Here is an 18,030-nt window from a genome sequence, read left to right as displayed (position 1 = left end):
ACGGCTTTTGCCGCCGCCGTGACGTTCTGTTTCAGGGAAAGGGTCAGGCCAACCTGTTTGACCTTGTGTTCTTCATTCCGATTAAAAAGATCCTGTGATGATTTGAAATCAACATCTTCAGCCGCCGTAACCGTCACATCGCGCCCGGCGCTTACAGTCGCAGAATCAACCGTGGCATCTTTTCTGGCGGTAATGGAAATATCATTTCCGGCCCCCAATGCCGAGATAACCTGTGTAACACCCTCGGTTTCCTTGGTGTGTTTTTCCTTGCGATAGCCAACGGAAACACTGGCCCCGCCGGAAGAGATCATACCGTCAGCAAAGAAGCCGGATTTCTTGCGCTTGCTATAGTCGTATTCATAGTTTTCAGCAGTATCAACGGTGACATTGTCACCCGTAATGCTGAGGTCATTTCCGGCATTCAGCGCAGAAGCAGTAATCGTCGTATCTTTGCCTGATTCAAGTACAAGATCATTCCCGGCGCCGACGGCAGAGGCCTGTTGGGTGATCTTCAGGCCGTTACCTTCGCGCGAGGACGAGCCGCCAAAGGTTTTCTTTTTCAGCTTGTAGTCATAGCTCCGCTGATCCTGTGCCGAGGTGATATTGATATTATCCCCCGCGCGGATTGTAAGATCCTGACCGGCGGCAACGGCAGAACCTTTGACCGTGGCATCCTTGCCCGCGGTAATAACCAGATTGCCATCGGTGAGGACCGTTGAACCGACATTTGTCGTGCTGTCGATATTGGTGTAGCCAGCCTTGTGGGTGTGATGCTTTTTATCCCGCAGTTCAATCGACCCGATCTGAACATCATTTCCGGCGGTAAGAGTAGTATCCCCAACCGCAGCAAGATCTGCCCCGCGGATAATGATGTCACTATCAGCAACAACATCCAGTGTGCCGCCCGCAAAGATCTCACCCCGGGCGTTGCGAACGGTCTGAACATCGGTGCCATCCGTGCGCAGTTCATAGGTCGCGGTTTCATTGATCACGTTTCCACTTTGGGCAACCAGTCGAACATTGTTACCTGCGCGGATGGATCCGCTGCTGTTGATAACGTCTTCTTCAGCTGTCAGATTGAGGTCATTTTCTGCCGTCAGATTGCCGCTGTTGCGGATAGAGCCTTCACGCGAGATCAAGTCCAGATCTGTCGCCGCAATAATCGCCCCTTTGGGCAAGAGCTTGCTGCGGCTGTTTTGCGCAAGGTAGAGGCGCGGGACCAGAACTTCCTGTCCTTCGAACTGCTCGGTCACGTACCAGACGATGTCACTGGTCAGGGCGGCGAGCTGTTCTGCCGTCAGGGCAACACCCACCGTCAGTTCAAGATCGCTCGCCTCGGCAATGCCGTTGTCGAGCAGGGTTTTCATCTGGGCGATGTCATCGCGTACGGCGGGGTTGAGCCAGCGCTGTCCGGTTTTGCGGATGATGGAATCGCGAACCAGTCGGGTATCGAGAAAGGCATCCCCAAGACGACGGGGCAGGTCCTCGTAGCGGGCATCCCCCGGTGTCAGGCCGTTGCCAAGCAGGAAATATTCCGAGCCATAGAACGTTCCCAGATCGGTATATTCAAAGCGGGATTCAATCACCGGGCCGGAGGCCGTGGGATCGGGGTTTTTAACCAGCAGGGGGCCGGGGTCGCCAAGGTTGGTGATATCGAGCAGAGGCACATCCCCGCCGGGTGTCGAGGTAACGGCACCGACTTCGCTGATATAGTTTTTACGCGGGATATTGGCACTGTCGGCGGTTTCAACGATGGTTGCATTGTTGATCTGGCCGGTAAAGCTGTTGGTAATGCTGCCGCCTGCAACAATGCTGGAGTTGACCGAAGCAACTTCATTGCGTTCGAGTAACGCGGTGCCACCACCATCGCCGAACCATTTACAAACTCCGCCGTAACAGCGGGTGGTCTTGTTGTAGTCGCTTCTTGCATAATAGTCGCGGGTCAGTTTGGTGCCCTGGTTGGTCAGGGTCGTCCCCGTCAGATTGATATCACCCAACGCGGCGATGTCGCTGTTGTTGTTCTGCAGGCTGGTGGCTTCAATGGTCAGATCCTTGCCCGAGGAAATCAGGGATGCGGCAGAATCCTGATCTACCCTGGTTTCGACAACCCAGTCGGTCAGGGTGCCTTCGCCACTGTAATAGGCGGTAAAATTGGCTTTCTCCCAATGGGGAACAGTCGCGACACTCCTGCCGGAGAAATATCCACAGCCTTCGGGAGAAATTGTAGCACCAGGTACAGAGTTGCAACCGGGATGACCGCTGCCGCTAAAGGCATGGCTGGCGCGGTAAATCTCTGAGGTTGTGGTGGAGAAGACCTTTTTCCGGTTGGTCAGGTCTTCTGTTAGGATGGTGATGTCGCCCTTTGCGCTTTCGATGGTACCGGACTGGTTGACCACGCTCTGGTTTTTTCCGCCTCCAGTGCCCTGAATGGTGATATTGCCGACTGCCAGGATAATGCCTTCGTCATTATCGAGGTTTTCGGCATTGAGAACGATATCTCCGCCACTGGTAATCAGACCCTTCTGATTGTGCAGTGTGTCGGTGACTGTCGCATCAAGCTGTCCGGCCTGGGTGGTTTTACCATCTGTGGACAGCCCGGCAACCAGTGCGGCATTGTCTTGCAACAGGACATTATCCGCGTTCAGTGTGACCTGGTTTTGTGCGCCAGAGGTGGTGCTGCTGGTAAAGGTAATGCTGCCGTTTGCCGCATCGAGGGAAAGCGCATTGCCGCCATAGGCATTCCCTGTGAGGGCAATATCCCCATTGCCAGAAGTGATCTGAAGATCATTGCTGGCTGTTGCCTTGGCAAGGGAGATGGTGCCATCGGCATTGAGGCTTAGATCCCCGGCTGTTGCGGCCATATCCCCTGCGGCGCGCACGCCAACGCCTGCTTCTGTGCCCACAAGGGTAATGCGGTTGGCATACATGCCCCCCAGAGCGGTTGAATCTATGCCGAAAGAGGGTTTGGCAGACCCGTCGTCGGCCTTCGGTGTTGCAACGCCTGTTGCATAGTCATAATCGTTTCGCCCGGCTGTGATGCTCAGCTCTTTGGCGTTGATGGCGGCATTGATTTCGCTGGATCGGCTGACAATGTCGAAATAGTCGGTGTTGCTGGCATCCACCCCCGTACCACTGACGATAACATCGCCCTGTTCGATCGACAGGGATTGCAGGCTGCCATTCGGGGCAAAAACCGGGGCGCCGGTGGTCAGGGTGCTGCGGGGAGTGTTGATAAAACCGCAACCGTTACAGGTGATGCCATTGGGATTGGCAAGGATATACTGAGCCGAGCGCCCGAAAATCTCTGTGTGGCCCTCAAGCAGGGAGCGATTGGTGCTGGTGACCTCGTTAATGATCAGGCTGGCACCACCAGTCCCGACAAGGTTGGCGTTTCCGTTGAGGGCGCCCCCGAGTTGTGACACGCCGACCGTGGTGCTGTTGTTCAGAATGACACCTTGGCTGCCGACGTTGAAATCCAGGTATTTGTTATGGGAAACACCCGAACCATTGGGACGGGCAATGTTGACCAGAGGCACTCCATTGGGGGCGGCACCAAGATTTGGTTGATTGGCTGCCGCCGCAGCCGGATCTATGGTAATACCGTCTGCCATAGCGGTAAAAACCGGGGTGAAGACCAGGTCAAAAGCGACGATGATGGCGGTTGTCTGTTTCAGGAATTGTTTCATCATCTCACCTAGAAATTGATCTTGAGGTCGAGATAGACCTCGTTATTGCGTTGTTCGACAAAATCTGGGGCAGCCAGTGGGCGGGCCCAGACCAGAGATCCGCTGGCAAATCCGCCATTGAGACGCAGGCCAAGGGCGGCACCTTGCAAGGTGCCATGTTCGAAGGCATCGCTGTTATCACTGCGGATCTTGCCGATGTCATAAGCGGCAAAAAGACTGGCGTTCCCAATAATGTGATCGGGAACTTCAAGCCCGGTTCGAGGCAAAGACCAACTGAGTTCATTGCGCAGGTATCCGCCGACATCCCCCGAAGCAGACCCTTCCTTGAAACCGCGTACGGTTGACTGCCCGCCGATGGAAATACGTTCCGTACTGTAAAGGTTGTCCGGGCTCCACTGGGCGACGGCACTGCTGCTCCAGCTTAAAGACTGTTCAGCAACCGAGAAGGGGCGGTAATAATTCAGGGAGAGGTCAAATTTATCAAACTGTGCACGGGGTGAATCTTCTGCAGTGGGCTCATCTTTTAAAGCGCCAAAAAGCTTGAGACCCCGTTGATACTCCAGACTTCCCGAGAGTATTCCGTTCTGGAATTTACGACTGTGATTAAGACGGGAACCAAATATGGCCAGTTCTCTGCTGTTGGTCCCCAGCAAGGAACCCTTAGTGAAATTACGGGTTTCCTTATCTTCCAGCGCCAGGGTCAGGGATGTTTTACTGTCTGCATCACGGTGAATGACCCGGTCGAGTTCCGCTTTGTATCCCCGGCTGTTACCCCTGGTGTTAAAAGTCTCGATGTCGCCTTTGATTTCACTTTCATACTCGAAATAATCCCCAGAAAGTGATAATGTCCAGTAACCGTAGGGGAGGGAAACAAAACCGGAAAAGCTGCGGCTGTCCGCCCCTTTCTCGGAGTTGAATGCCTTGCTGAAATCGACAGTCCAGTAATCATTTATTCCCAGAAGATTATCAGCCTGGCCGTTAAATTTGCTTTGTAATTCGCCTGTTCTTTTGGATCCGGAATTGCTGATTCCAGGGGAAAAGCGGATCCGCTTTGCCGGTCTGTTATCAATCAGAACGATGGTCTCTCCGGCTTTTTCCCCGGGAACCAGCTTGAGTTTTGCATTGTTCGAGGGCAAACGGTTGATCTGGTCCAGTCCCTGTTCCAGATCCCGGATGTTCAGAAGTTCGCCTTTAAGGCCGGGAAAGGCGGTAATAAATTCATAGCGGGGTGTCCAGTCGCCATCTTTTTCCAGGCGATTGATCTTGCCATCGATGATTTCGATATCGAGGATGCTGTCCGATGTATCCTGGGCGGGAATATAGGCGCGGGTGGTGACATAACCTGCCTCAATAAAAAGATTGGTAAGGCCCTTGAGAAGGTTGTTGATATCGGTAATTGTCAGGCACCGTTGTTCGTAATCTCTTGTAATCCGTTGCACGGCTGAAGCGAGAACATCGCCACCTGTGACGGTGATCTGTTTTATCTCCGTACAGGTCTGTTCATCAGATGACGGGGGTGTTTCCGGTAAGGGGGTGATCTCCAGTCCGCCCGGTTGTCGTTGCAGTCGCTCACGTTCGAGCTGACGCAACTCGTTTTCGCGCTGCTGCAGGATCTGTTGCTGTTTTTGCTGGATAATCAGCAGGTCAGCCGGGCTTGCAGCATAGGCATTGACTGACAGGGACAGGACGAACAAACTGGCAAATGCTGTAGATAGAATTTTGCTCAAGGAATAAACTCGGAAAACGCAACTAGAGAGACGCGTTGTTATCGAATTTTTTCTACCTTAACAATAGATAATAATGACTATCGTTTCGATTTTTATGTAAATTTGTTATTATGTTTTGGGGTATTTGATGCACCAAATAACAAGTGTTCTGGTGGGGGACAGCAGAGCGTGAAAATGTTTTACTGGCGTCTTTTCGAAGTATTGGTAATTTCTGCTGACTGGTTTTCCGCTCAGGCCGGAAAAAACGTCTTTATCCTTCTCTTTGGCAAGAGAAGGATGTTTAACCGATCTTGAACCAATAATCTCGGCGCTATCCTGCCCCCGCAACCAATACTTATACACAAAACCCCGTAACCTTAATCGGTTACGGGGTTTTGTGGTTCTGGGTATTTGGCACTATTTAGTGAAATCAATGACTTAAAAGGGCAGGTTGAAATCAACGTGCAACCAATAAAAAATCTTTTGAAATAAAATTAAGAAGGATATTTGGGTAGAATTATGTCTTGTTAAAAGTACTTTCAAAGCTGGACCTGATGTTTTGAGCGAAGTTCTTCAATGCCATTGTAAGGATATCGAAAAATGGGTTTCTACAATTCTTGTAACAGAACCGTAAGGCTGCCTATCTCCGCCTATACCTAATTCCAGAGTTCGTCAGGAAGGATCAGGAGTGATAGGGTGATTTTACATCTAAAATTGTTTGGATTAGCAGAACAACTTTGATCTAACTCTTGGATTTATGCAGGAGATAGATCTCGAGCCAATCCCAGCAGAGGGCTTGGATGCTTTCTTTTTCGACAACTTCCGGGTTAAAGCAGAGCTGGAACCAGGTGCCCTCGAGGCAAACCAGCAGGAAGGCAGCAAAGGGTTTGGGGTCAATATCTACCTGACGTTCCTCCACCAGATCTGAAACCAGGGTTTCTATGGCATGATGCTGGATTTTGAAGGTTTTGTTGAAAGCATCCCGCAATTCTGGAATGGTTCGTGACAGGCTCCAGAAACCGATATAGGTGCCTGTGGTGGCTTCATCGACCCAGTCGGATGAAAAATAGAGGTCAAATAAATTTTTCATCCGCTGTTCGGCAGAAAAATTGGGGTTTTCGGTTATTTTTAAAATCTCTGCGTTATAGCTTTGAGCCATGTCGATATAGGCTTCGATAAACAAAGAGTCCTTGCCATTGAAATAATGGGTGAGGAGCCCGGGGGATACACCTATTTCTTTACAGATTTCTCGTACGCCCGTTCCTTGGGCTCCATAACGGGCCAGAGAATCTCGTGCAGATTGAAGCAATAGTTGTTTTCGGTCATCAGGATCCAGCCGTTGTCTTTTGCCATTTGCCAAGGTTTTTTCCTTTATTTGGATACCAGATATATTTCTATAAATATTAGTTATATAAATATGAAGTTTCACATAGATGCTGTGTATTGGACTATTGTACAACAGCCTGTTACTTCTGCAATACCTTGCGTCAGCCAATTTCGAAATCACTGAAATAAATTTATATTAGCAAAGTAAGAAATTGTAATTGACTCTTATTGTACATATGTACAATTATAAAATTGAAGCGTAAATCAATCTGTATGAGGTAAGGGAAACTGACCATGACATTTCAAATGGATACAGTAAGAACAACCGACAACTATTTGGAAATTCAATGGAAGGATGATGTGAAACCATCCCGTTACCCATACTTCTGGCTCCGGGATCACTGTCACGCTCTGCACAGTATGAATCAGGAGACAAATCAACGTCAGGTAGATACTTTTTCGCTTCCTGTTGATTTGAAAGCCGTAGAGGCGAAATTGAGTGAAGATGGAAGCACGGTTTCTATTCGGTGGGAGAAAGAAGAACAGAAAAGTATTTATCCTGCTTCATTCTTGCGAGAGATGGCGACAACCGGATTGGCGAAGTCTGATCATCCTAGCAGTTTATGGACCGCAGATGAAATCGCTGGTCACTTGCCAACGGTATCCTATGATGATGTCATGGCAGGAGACGAGGGGCTTAAAAGTTGGGTTGAATTGATCGACTATTATGGTTTTGCCATCGTCGATAATACTCCAGCCACACCAGAAGCAACAGAAGCTTTAGCCCGACGGATTACCTACATCCGGGAAACTATTTTTGGTGGTTTTTGGGACTTTACGGCGAACCAGGCCTTTGCTGATTCAGCTTATAGTACCGTAGAAATCGGTCCCCACACAGATGGAACTTACAGCGTTGATTCGCCAGGTTATCAGATGTTTCATTGTCTTGAATTCGATGGCACAGGAGGAGAGAGCATCTTTGTGGATGGTTTTCGAGTAGCTGAAGAAATCCGCACCCGAGATCCAAAGGCTTTCGATACCCTGACCTCTGTTCCTGTCCCGGCACAGTATTTGGGCGATGGAGTTCATCTTCGTGCAGAACATCCTATTATAGGTTTGGGTCGTGACGGAACTTTACAGCAGATTGCATACAACAATTACGACCGGGCGCCGTTCCGGCTGGAAGATGACCAGCAGGACGATTTTTATCGAGGATTACGCCTGTTTAATGAATTGATCAACGATCGTTGTTTCCAGCTGCGATTTGGATTGCGACCGGGCACGGTGGTCTTGTTCGATAACTGGCGTGTTATGCATGCCCGTGATGCCTACCAGGGCCATCGTCGTTTGTGCGGGGCCTACTTAAATAAAGAAGATTTCCTGAGCAAACTGAGAGTCCTGCGCAAAGGATAATTATTCTTTATTTATCCTTAGGGATAGGTATTACAAAACTTGTTGCACTCCCTGACTATCGGCCATTTCAAATGAAGTGGCCGATTTTTTGTGGTGTGTGTTGTGTAAAAAAAATCCCGACGGATATTAGATCCGACGGGATTAGGTATATAGGAGGTTGTGGGGAAAACGACTTAAGTAAACAGTTTAGTTGCTGCAGGCACTAACTGATTATCAGCAAGGATAACTGGGGCGATATTAGAGCGATGGACTGCCACAAGAGGTTCATGGGTAATAAAAATGAAGCCACCGGACTCTTCCATCATCATTTCCATCTTATGATAAATAGTGGCGCGCTTTTCTACATCAGTTTCCACCAATCCCTGCTGATAAAGGGATTCAAATTCTGGGCTGTTATAGCGTGACCAGTTCCAGACTCCAATTTGTTCAGGTCTGAACCATGTGAGGTTTTCAGCAGGATCCAACCCACCATTGAAGGCCATGAGGATCATTTCCTGTTCTTTCCAGCCATCACCACTGGCCTGATCACCCAGAGTCCAATAAACTCCTTCGTCATATGGCTCGATCTCAACGGTAATACCAGCCTGTGTCATCGTGGCCTGAACGATTTGCGCAATTGCCATATCCGTAGTGGTATTCAACACGGAAAGCTTAACCATTAGATCGCTGGCACCAGCTTCATCCAGAAGACTACGGGCCTTGTCGTAATCTACTTTATTGATTTTATTTTCTGCTCTGGATGATTTAGTTCCCGGCTGTACGACCCCGGCGGAGCGTTCGACAAGATTGTTATAGGCACCAGCAAGAACAGAGTCGCCATCGAAAGCATGTTGGAGAGCTTGACGAACCCTTTCATCTTTAAGTTTGGGATGATCAAGGTTAAGAGAAATCCAGACATAGCGAGACGATTGCGCCATCAATAGAGTCGTGTCAGCAGGGGGATTTTTTTGGATCCGAGGAACAGCACTAATGCTAATTTTACTGAAATCGAAAGCACCTGCTTCATAAGCTAACAGGGCTGATTCGTTGTCTTCAACAATAATAAATTCAATTTTGTTGAAGTCAGGTTTTGGTCCTGTCCAATCGGGATTGGCGACCAGGATTAGCTTTTCCTTGGGTTGCCATTTTTCAACGACGAAAGGTCCACAGGTGGCAGGCGTTTCCACATTGAATTTACCACCGGCTTTTTCAACGGCTGCTTTACAGACGATATGACCACCATACCAAGGCAGGGACATCAGCCATAGGGGAGCAAAAGGTTCTTTCAGATGAATGATACCTGTGCGTTCGTCGATCACTTCCACATGGTCTAGCTTTTCAAATTGATAAGCCCATGGAGATTTCAGTTCAGGGTCTGCAACACGCTCAAAGGAATATTTCACGTCTTCGGCTGTTACTGGCCCATATTCACCCGTCCAATTAAGTCCTTCACGTAGCTTAAAACGTATAGTTTTTGCATCAATTTGGTCCATTGATTCCGCTGCGGCCAGTTTCCAGTTACTGCCAGAACGTATATCTTCTAATTCAATAAGAGATACGAAAATGGAACGGATTACAGCTTCTTCTAACATACCTGTTTCGTAGGCTGGATCTAAAACGGCGATGTCTTTTTCTACACGAATTTTAAGAACATCCTTGGTCGCAGACCAGGTGACACCTGGTAGGGCAGTAAGACCAGCAAGTATGCCTGCGCCTTGAATGAATGTACGTCTTGTGGTCTCCAGTTTACTCATGACGATAACCCTTCTGTTTATGATTCTTTATTTGTTGGACGGGATCTTTCATTACTCTTGTCCGGACTTGCTCGTTGTAAAGTTACGTTCTCATTAGTCATCCATCCGTGTCTTGCAATGGGAAGTGACAACGCAAAAGACGGCCATCTTCTGTTGTCATGAAGTCGGGCTCCACAGCGCGACATTTGTCTTGTGCAAATGAACAGCGGGTATGGAAATCGCACCCCGTTGGTCGTAAAAACAGGCTCGGGATTTCTCCCTTTATCTGTAAATCATCGCGTCGCTTCGCCGGATCGGGGTGCGGCTCTGAATCTAAAAGAGCCTTGGTATAGGGGTGAGATGGCCGTTCAAATATATCGTCGGTTGGACCTTGCTCAACGATTTGACCAAGGTACATAATCGCCAACTGAGTAGTGGTATGCCTTACGACAGCCAGATTATGTGTGACGATGATATAACTAAGGTCAAGCTCCTCTTGAAGTCTTGTCATTAGGTTGAGAATTTCACCTTGGACAGACACATCAAGGCCCGCGGTAGGCTCATCCGCGATCACGATCTTTGGCAGCAGGGCCAGAGCACGAGCCACGCCAACACGCCTGGCTTGTCCACCACTTAATTCATGGGGATAACGGTTGGCAAATTCGGTGGGTAACCCTACCATATCCAAGAGCTCTTCGGCCTTTTCCCATCGATTGCCAATAGAAATGTCATTGATGATAAAAGGTTCCGTTATTAGAGACCCGATCCGCATTCTTGGGCTGAGGCTAGCAATGGGATCTTGAAACATCATCGAGATTTCCCGACGCAACCAATGGAAAGCTTTATCTTTATTGCCCGATACTACTCGGCCACCCAAGCTAATAGTTCCGGATTGTGGTGGGATCAGACCTGTGATGGTCCGAGCAAGGGTCGTTTTTCCAGATCCACTTTCTCCGACCAAACCCAGAGTTTCCCCTTTGCCGAGGGTAAGAGATACATTTTGTAGGACATCAAGTCCGGGGGCTTTATTACGTAAGAGTATTGAAGAGATACTACGGGGCAGAACAAAACTGACATCCAGATTTCTGACTTCTAGAAAGGCGGTCATTTACTTACCTCGTGACATATACACCAGTGGTTTCCGTCACTCAGATCGACGACCGGTGGTGCTGTTTGCGTGCATTGAGCACTAACCTTTGAACACCGATTTGCGAAGACACAGCCGGGAGGTGGGGTTCTAAGATCTGGTATCCTGCCTTTGATGGTTGGCAAGTAACGGGTTTTTCTCTTGAGAACGGCGGGATCACACTCAAGTAAAGCCTTGGTGTAGGGATGAGAAGGGCGGTAAAAAATATCTTCGACGGTGCCTTGTTCCACAACCTCGCCCGCATACATTACAGTGATATAATCACAAAGTTCAGCGACCACACCTAGATGATGAGTGATAATCAGAATTGACCCGTTGAAATCATTCTTCATCTTCCTCAAAAGATGTAATATTTGGGCTTCCATAGTGACATCTAAAGCGGTTGTGGGCTCATCCGCTACCAACAATCTTGGGTTCATAAGCAGGGCTGCTGCAATGGCCATCCTTTGACGCATGCCGCCGCTAAATTCATGCGGAAACTGATTCAATCGTTGGGCCGGGTCGGGAATGCCAACAAGTTCAAACATTTCGATGATTTTTTGTCGTTTTTGCTGACGATTGCGTTCTTTGAATCTATGTTGAAAATCGGTTAGTTGCTGACCAATGGTCATGACTGGATTAAAGGTGGTCATGGGGTCTTGAAAGACCGTGGCGATGTCGTAGCCACGTAGTTTTCGCAACCGATGCTTAGACATGGTCAAAATATCGGTATTTTCGAACAGAATTTTACCATTTTTGACGATAGCATTCTCAGATAACAGGTTGATGATTGCTGACATTAACGTGGATTTTCCACATCCGCTTTCACCAACGATACCAACGACTTTCCCGTCAGGCACTTTCAAGTTTACATTTCGCAGTGCACGAACTTCCCCGGAATCTGTCTGGTAATGAATTGAAAGGTTATTTATTTCAAGGGCATTATTCATCACTTGGAACCCCGTTTTTTAAGTTTGGGGTCTAGGGCGTCGCGCAGAGATTCTCCTAAAAAGGTGAACCCCAGGGTCGCCAGGATCAATGGCCCTCCCCCTGCGATAATAAGAACAGGTGAATCACGAATAAAGCTGTAGCCGTCATTCAATATCGTACCCCAACTGGCATCAGGTGGTTTGATGCCGAGCCCTAAAAAGCTCAAGCCTGCTTCGAGCATAATGACCACGGGCATATCCATACTTGCCAAAATAACAAGAGAGCCAACAACATTGGGTAAGAGGTGGTTGAAAATTATCCGTCCAGAACTGGCGTTAAGACTACGTTCTGCCAAGATAAATTCACTGTTTTTCAAAGACAGAGTCTGAGCGCGTATCATCCGTGCATAACCGGGGATAGAGACACTGACAATTACAATTATTAGAGTGTAAGTGCCTGGGCCGAGAACGGTGATCACTGCCATTGCAAACATGATCATGGGAAGCGAACTCATAGAATCAAAAATCAGTACTAATAAGGAATCTAGCCATTTGGGCCCATAGCCAGATATCAGGCCTAAGACAATTCCGCCAACCATGGCGAGGCCAATTGAAACAATGGCGACTTGCATGGCAACCCGGGTACCGATCAACACCCTTGAAAAGCTGTCTCGGCCAAGATTGTCTGTACCTAACCAGTGCTCCCATGTCGGATCTGCTAGTCGATTTAGGACATTGATTTGGTTTGGATCATAGGGCATCAAAAAATCAGCAAAAAATGCGATAAAGATGATTGTTGTCACCAGAAATAACCCAAGAGCCCCAATAGGGTCTCGGGATATCTGAAGTACCGTGTTCCAGATACTCGCCAGATGGGCCTTAATGTTAACCAGCAGATTGTTGCGCAGGGGTGAACGTGCATGTGAGGTACTATTTAAGGACATCGCGTACCCTCGGATCCGTGTAGGCCATCAACAGATCTGCCATAACAGTGATTGATACATAAAAGACGGTTGTGACCATTACAGCGCCCATTACTACGGGATAATTTCTTGAAGTAACGGCGTTATAAGTCAGGTTTCCGATACCGGGACGGGCGAAGATAATTTCGGCAAAGACAGACCCCGAAATTATCCCTCCCATACCTACGGCGATCAGGGAAATGACGGGTATCAGGGATATGGCCAATGCATATCGAAATACGACCCTGGTTTCAGACAGGCCGAAAGCGCGAGCAGTTCTAATATGTTGCTCTCCCATCACTTCGAGCATGGAAGCGCGAACCATACGGGCAAGATATCCAACCCAACCAAGTCCAATGGCAAAAGCTGGCAAAATGAGGGCTCTCGCTTGGCTAAGAATATCGCCTTCTTCGCCCGCACCGATGGCAGGAAGCCAACGGAGTTGGACCGCAAAAATCAATAGTACAAAAATGGCGACAACAAAGGAGGGAATGGCGATAAAGCTGACCGATAATATGCCAATAATGCGGTCCACAAAAGAGTTGCGATATATAACTGAAAAGCATCCCAAAGGAATACCAAGAGCCAAGGCCCAACCAATACTGGCAAACGCCAGAATCATAGTGTTCGGCATGGTTTCTGAGATGATAGCGGATACTTCGCGATTGCTCCAAACATCAAGTCCCAAATCGCCATGTAGAATATTCACGATGAAACTAGAGAACTGGATATATATCGGTTGGTCCAATCCCATTCGGGCAAGTAAATCAGCTTTCATTTCAGGGGTGGCGCGTGGCCCCAGGGCCACTGCTGCCGGATCCCCTGGGATCAAGTAAACTGCGACATACATCACCATCATGGTAAACAAGAGGATGAGGATACCCAGCATGACCCTTTTAAAGGCGTAGTTCAGCATATGCCTGTAAGCTCCTGTACTCATAAATATTATATATTTTGAGGTGTCGGTTCTTATGATTCTGCCGACTTTGCTTTATGGCGGGAAAGCTGTGTGTTCCCTTTTGTCTCGACTTGAAGCACAACGCCTGTGCCGAGTTATATTTAGAAGATTACATCCTGTATTGTACAGGTGTATAGTATCTGTTGGGCAAAGCTACTTTAAATTTATGAATCCTGGTTTCGCGTATCAAAATATACCTTGCCTGTAGCTTGGTTATATTTTGATAAGATTTTGATTTCATGTTGCTTTATCCAATTTTTCAAAAGGAATAGTATGGTCAAAATTTTCTGTTATTTCAGTGAATTTTTGGTCAAGAAAAGTCACTTGAAATCCAAACTCTTCAGCAGATAAGCAAAGCCATTCCCAGAAATTTGTGACATGACTTGCTGGCACAAGTATCTCAAATTTGCTTTCAGATAATCGATAAATGTGAACATTGGTATGAGCCATTAAACTGGGTGTGCTATCCCCAGGCAGAAAATGGCTCAAATTTAATACACAACCTTTGGATATTAGTGCTCGGCTATCATCACCATCAATGATGATTGATATCAGTCCTTGGCTTGCATCGCTTATTGCAGCTAAGCCAGAAAGGGCATTTTTTATTTTGCAGAAAGAAACTGTATCACTATTTGGGGTTTCGGTTATGTACCAGCGGTTTTTAGCACTCCAGCCGATTGTCAAATTATCCTTTTGGCTGAATTTTCCAGTGCCGGGCATTGTCATTGAATACAGATCTTGCAGGATTAAATTTACGGCATGAGCTTTTTCTCGAAAAGGCATCAACCTGATAATTTTCCTCTGAGGTGGAGTTTCAAAATAAACACCAGGATATGTTTTACTGAGCTTGCCAAAAACACCTGTGTGGGCAATGCCTTCCAAAGGATGCTGGCTTATTAGTGTGTTAAGCTGTGACACGGGTGTTTTCCAGATCGTAGAAATGGTGAGAAACTATCTTTGCTGTAACGGGTTTTTTTCCGTTCAATGGATCGACAATATCTACGATTTGCCCGATCCGTTCTCTGCCACGACGTACCAGAGCAATCCCAATATAGCTGTTTAATGTCGGACTCCAGGCGGCGGAGGTAATATAACCGTCATCATTTTCAGCTGTGGCTGAAGTTCCTGTTGTTATGATATGCGCTCCCTGAGCAAAGCTGTGTTTTGGGTTAAGTGGGAGCAGGCCAACGACAACTTCTCGGTCAGGTGCGATTAAGCCAGGGCGTTGACTTAATCTATGCCCAATATAGTCCTTGGTCTTTGACATCATGCCACCAAGACCTAGATCACTCGCTGTGGTAAATTTGTTCAACTCTGAACTAACATGGCCTTTTTCTATGCGGAGAACATCAAGAGCTTCTACGCCATAGGGTGCAATGCCATATTTTTCACCAACAATCATAAGCATTTTTGCAAGATCAGCTCCATGTTGTGAAGGTACAAAGAGTTCGTATGCCATCTCCCCAGAAAAGCTTATTCGAAATAAGCGAGTTTCCAATCCACCAAGCACTGTCGTTGTGACGGCCTTCAGGAAGGGCAGGGTATCATTGCTGACATCTAAATTATCGACAATTTCACTCAACACTTTTCGTGAGTGCGGACCGGCTAAGGCGATCGCGGCCCAATCTTCGCCGACATCAGCTAGGCAGATATCCAGTTCAGGCCAGAGTACTTGATGGCAATATTCAAGATGGCTGACAATACTGCAGGATTCAGCTGAAGTTGTGGTTATGAAATAATGGTCGTCATCCAACCGGGTAACGGTGCCATCGTCAAAGACGATACCATCTTCACGTAACATAAGGCCGTATCTAGAGCGACCTACAGGCAATTTTGCAAATCCATTACAATAAACCCGATTTAAAAATGTTGCAGCATCAGGCCCTTGAAGGTCGATTTTCCCCAAGGTTGAGACATCGCAGAAGCCAACCTTTTCTCGAACTGTTCGAACTTCCCTATCAATGGACTGAGCCATGGTTTCCCCGTTGATTGGAAAATACTGGCTGCGATGCCAGAGACCGGACTCGATAAATTTGCCACCTTGGGCATAAACCCAGTTATGTAAAGGAGTACGCAGAATGGGGCGCCAGTGCTTTCCTCTCGATCTTCCAGCCAACACGCCTAAGCTGACGGGACGGTAGGGCGGGCGAAATCCTGTCGTGCCAACTTGACTTATTGGTTTGTTTAAACTGCGGGAGAGGGTTGCTATCCCATTTATATTGGATGTTTTTCCTTGGTCTGTCGCCATGCCAAGTGTGGTGTAACGCTTGACGTGTTCAACCGAACGGTAACCTTCTCGGGCCGCGAGTTCGACATCTTTGCGGGTGACATCATTTTGCAGGTCAATAAAGGACTTACCCTTATCACTGAGAACTTCAAAGAAACCAGTATTGTGTGTTTCAAGCTCTTTTGTTGTGGTAATTGATGTTAGCTTCTCTAATGAAATGTTGGTGTTGCCGGATATTCTTTTTCCAGCGATCTCACCGACCAATCGCGCATGATCCAGACAATCTCGGGTGCTTTCCAATCCAGCAAGGCTACCGGTACAAAGAAAGTCCTCGCCCGTAGAGAATTGCGGTAAGAAGTTCTGGTAATTTTCACTCCATTGAGGCTTTTGCCCTCGCTGGGCTAACAATTGTACAGCAGGGTTCCATCCACCAGACACACAGATCAGATCACAATCAATCTTTTTTAAGGGACCGCCATTACATGGGCGTAGCGTTACAGCTTGAACTTTTTTTCCACCGTGAACGTTATCAACAACATATCCGTTAAGGATATTTGAGCATTGAATATCTGAGAAGTCAGAAGTGATATCTTCACGTGCATCAACATAGGCAGAAACGATTATTCCGGCGGAGTTAAGGTCGTTGACTAGTTTTTTTGTACTATCATTATTGGTGAATATTACTGCTTTTTGACCGGGGCGAACGGAATATTGCCTGATATAACGTTGCACGGCAGATGCCAGCATGACGCCAGGTCTGTCATTATTTGGGAAAACCAGAGACCGTTCATGGGATCCTGTTGCGAGTATGATTTGTTGGGCAACGATTTTCCGCATTCTTTGCCGGGGTTGGTTTTTTTCTGGCTGAGGCAGGTGATCACTAACTTGTTCGATAACACCAAAAGTATTGTTGTCATACCAACCAAAGACCATTGAACGGGGCATGATCCTCACGTTATTCATGTCTCGCAATTGGAGCAATGTCTCGACCTGTTCAACGAGCGGCCCTTTGCCGCTTACTTCTTCAAGGGGTGGTTTCCCATCAGATATCTGTCCGCCAAGAACAGGGTTCTCGTCACAGAGAATAACCTGCGCGCCGCTATCAGCGGCAGATTTGGCAGCCATGATTCCTGAAATTCCGCCACCAATCACGAGGACATCACAATGGTCATGGGCTTTTTCGTATGTATCAGGATCTATTTTGCCGGACAGTTCGCCCATGCCTGCTGCTTTACGAATTATCGGTTCGTAAAAATTGGTCCAAAACTTAGCAGGCCATTTAAAGGTTTTGTAATAAAACCCTGCCACAAAAATAGGTGAAAAAAGAGAATTTATACTCATCACATCGAAAGCAAGTGAGGGCCAGCAGTTTTGGCTTCTGGCTTCCAACCCGTCGTACAGCTCAATTGTTGTCGCTGGAATGTTAGGTTCACACTTGGAACCACTACCCAATTGAACCAAGGCGCTGGGCTCATGGGCATCGGCAGTAAGAATACCTCGTGGGCGATGATATTTAAAACTACGCGCAATAAGTGTTACACCATTTGCTAAGAGGGCAGAGGCCAAGGTATCTCCTTGATACCCCTGATAGCTTTTCCCATTGAAGATGAATTGTATTGGTTTGGTTCTGTCTATCCGGCATTCGTTAACAGTTTGGGACAGGCGGTTTGGTTGCTTGCTCATGCCAGTTTCTTTTCTTGTGTCTTTTCTGAAATTCGAGACTCTTCAGTTTGGCGTGCTTCTTCGACACTATTTATAATATGCGAAACGGTATTTCTGTTAACAGTCAGCCAGCTACCACACCCCCCAGAATGCCGCCAATGCTCTTGATGATCTCCCTTTGGGTTATCGCGAACATAAACATAGCCGACCCAATCTTCTATCGGTGCATCATGATCGGGGCGTTTGACTTTGGCATCGCCTCGGTAAGTGAATTCTTCGAGTGGGCGTTCGCCACATAATGGGCAGGGAATACGCATCTGTTG

At 47.6% G+C, this 18,030-nt stretch carries 12 protein-coding genes; 1 reads left to right on the top strand and 11 read right to left on the bottom strand.

Features of this window, described 5'->3' with window-relative positions; genetic code table 11:
* The 3 genes from O4H49_RS19940 to O4H49_RS19930 all read right to left on the bottom strand — a co-directional run.
* Positions 1-3,689: hemagglutinin repeat-containing protein (locus O4H49_RS19940; RefSeq protein WP_269425191.1), on the bottom strand; the 3,689-nt coding region annotated here is incomplete at its 3' end.
* A 5-nt stretch (positions 3,690-3,694) separates the two neighbouring features.
* Positions 3,695-5,413, bottom strand: coding sequence for a ShlB/FhaC/HecB family hemolysin secretion/activation protein (locus O4H49_RS19935; RefSeq protein ID WP_269425190.1), 1,719 nt, complete (start codon positions 5,411-5,413; stop codon positions 3,695-3,697).
* A 721-nt stretch (positions 5,414-6,134) separates the two neighbouring features.
* Positions 6,135-6,752, bottom strand: coding sequence for a TetR/AcrR family transcriptional regulator (locus O4H49_RS19930; protein ID WP_269425189.1), 618 nt, complete (start codon positions 6,750-6,752; stop codon positions 6,135-6,137).
* A 260-nt stretch (positions 6,753-7,012) separates the two neighbouring features.
* Between O4H49_RS19930 and O4H49_RS19925 the strand changes: the two genes are divergently transcribed.
* Positions 7,013-8,131, top strand: a complete 1,119-nt coding sequence (locus tag O4H49_RS19925) for a trimethyllysine dioxygenase (RefSeq protein WP_269425188.1) — start codon at positions 7,013-7,015, stop codon at positions 8,129-8,131.
* 173 nt (positions 8,132-8,304) lie between these two features.
* On the opposite strand, the gene O4H49_RS19920 is transcribed toward O4H49_RS19925, so the two are convergent.
* From O4H49_RS19920 to O4H49_RS19885, 8 genes are all read right to left on the bottom strand, one after another.
* On the bottom strand, positions 8,305-9,864 hold the full coding sequence (locus O4H49_RS19920; RefSeq protein WP_269425187.1) for an ABC transporter substrate-binding protein: 1,560 nt from the start codon (positions 9,862-9,864) through the stop codon (positions 8,305-8,307).
* Positions 9,865-9,961: 97 nt separating this feature from the next.
* Entirely contained in the window at positions 9,962-10,951 is a 990-nt protein-coding gene (locus O4H49_RS19915) for an ABC transporter ATP-binding protein (protein ID WP_269425186.1), read from the bottom strand.
* Positions 10,948-11,919: an ABC transporter ATP-binding protein gene (locus O4H49_RS19910; RefSeq protein ID WP_269425185.1), complete on the bottom strand. Its 972-nt coding sequence runs from the start codon at positions 11,917-11,919 to the stop codon at positions 10,948-10,950. Before O4H49_RS19910 ends, O4H49_RS19915 begins: the two co-directional genes overlap by 4 nt.
* The gene (locus O4H49_RS19905; RefSeq protein WP_419715244.1) at positions 11,919-12,842 is read right to left on the bottom strand and encodes an ABC transporter permease; all 924 of its coding nucleotides are present in this window, start codon (positions 12,840-12,842) and stop codon (positions 11,919-11,921) included. Before O4H49_RS19905 ends, O4H49_RS19910 begins: the two co-directional genes overlap by 1 nt.
* Positions 12,829-13,776: an ABC transporter permease gene (locus O4H49_RS19900; protein WP_269425184.1), complete on the bottom strand. Its 948-nt coding sequence runs from the start codon at positions 13,774-13,776 to the stop codon at positions 12,829-12,831. The genes O4H49_RS19905 and O4H49_RS19900 overlap by 14 nt, the downstream gene beginning before the upstream one ends.
* 279 nt (positions 13,777-14,055) lie before the next feature.
* Positions 14,056-14,736, bottom strand: a complete 681-nt coding sequence (locus O4H49_RS19895) for a sarcosine oxidase subunit gamma (RefSeq protein WP_269425183.1) — start codon at positions 14,734-14,736, stop codon at positions 14,056-14,058.
* Complete coding sequence (locus O4H49_RS19890) at positions 14,723-17,728, bottom strand: sarcosine oxidase subunit alpha family protein (protein ID WP_269425182.1); 3,006 nt, start codon at positions 17,726-17,728, stop codon at positions 14,723-14,725. Before O4H49_RS19890 ends, O4H49_RS19895 begins: the two co-directional genes overlap by 14 nt.
* Complete coding sequence (locus O4H49_RS19885; protein ID WP_269425181.1) at positions 17,725-18,024, bottom strand: sarcosine oxidase subunit delta; 300 nt, start codon at positions 18,022-18,024, stop codon at positions 17,725-17,727. Before O4H49_RS19885 ends, O4H49_RS19890 begins: the two co-directional genes overlap by 4 nt.
* Between the last annotated feature and the right edge of the window lie 6 nt (positions 18,025-18,030).

Source organism: Kiloniella laminariae (assembly GCF_027214005.1).
GTDB lineage: Bacteria > Pseudomonadota > Alphaproteobacteria > Kiloniellales > Kiloniellaceae > Kiloniella > Kiloniella laminariae_A.
Note: the sequence above shows the minus strand (reverse complement) of the source record. Positions and strands in the feature narration are given on the sequence as shown.

Excerpts from the sequence above, each read along its gene's own strand:
- O4H49_RS19925 (WP_269425188.1), top strand. The coding sequence starts at position 7,013 with ATGACATTTCAAATGGATACAGTAAGAACAACCGACAACTATTTGGAA.
- O4H49_RS19920 (WP_269425187.1), bottom strand. The coding sequence starts at position 9,864 with ATGAGTAAACTGGAGACCACAAGACGTACATTCATTCAAGGCGCAGGC.
- O4H49_RS19915 (WP_269425186.1), bottom strand. The coding sequence starts at position 10,951 with ATGACCGCCTTTCTAGAAGTCAGAAATCTGGATGTCAGTTTTGTTCTG.
- O4H49_RS19910 (WP_269425185.1), bottom strand. The coding sequence starts at position 11,919 with ATGAATAATGCCCTTGAAATAAATAACCTTTCAATTCATTACCAGACA.
- O4H49_RS19905 (WP_419715244.1), bottom strand. The coding sequence starts at position 12,842 with ATGTCCTTAAATAGTACCTCACATGCACGTTCACCCCTGCGCAACAAT.
- O4H49_RS19900 (WP_269425184.1), bottom strand. The coding sequence starts at position 13,776 with ATGCTGAACTACGCCTTTAAAAGGGTCATGCTGGGTATCCTCATCCTC.
- O4H49_RS19890 (WP_269425182.1), bottom strand. The coding sequence starts at position 17,728 with ATGAGCAAGCAACCAAACCGCCTGTCCCAAACTGTTAACGAATGCCGG.
- O4H49_RS19885 (WP_269425181.1), bottom strand. The coding sequence starts at position 18,024 with ATGCGTATTCCCTGCCCATTATGTGGCGAACGCCCACTCGAAGAATTC.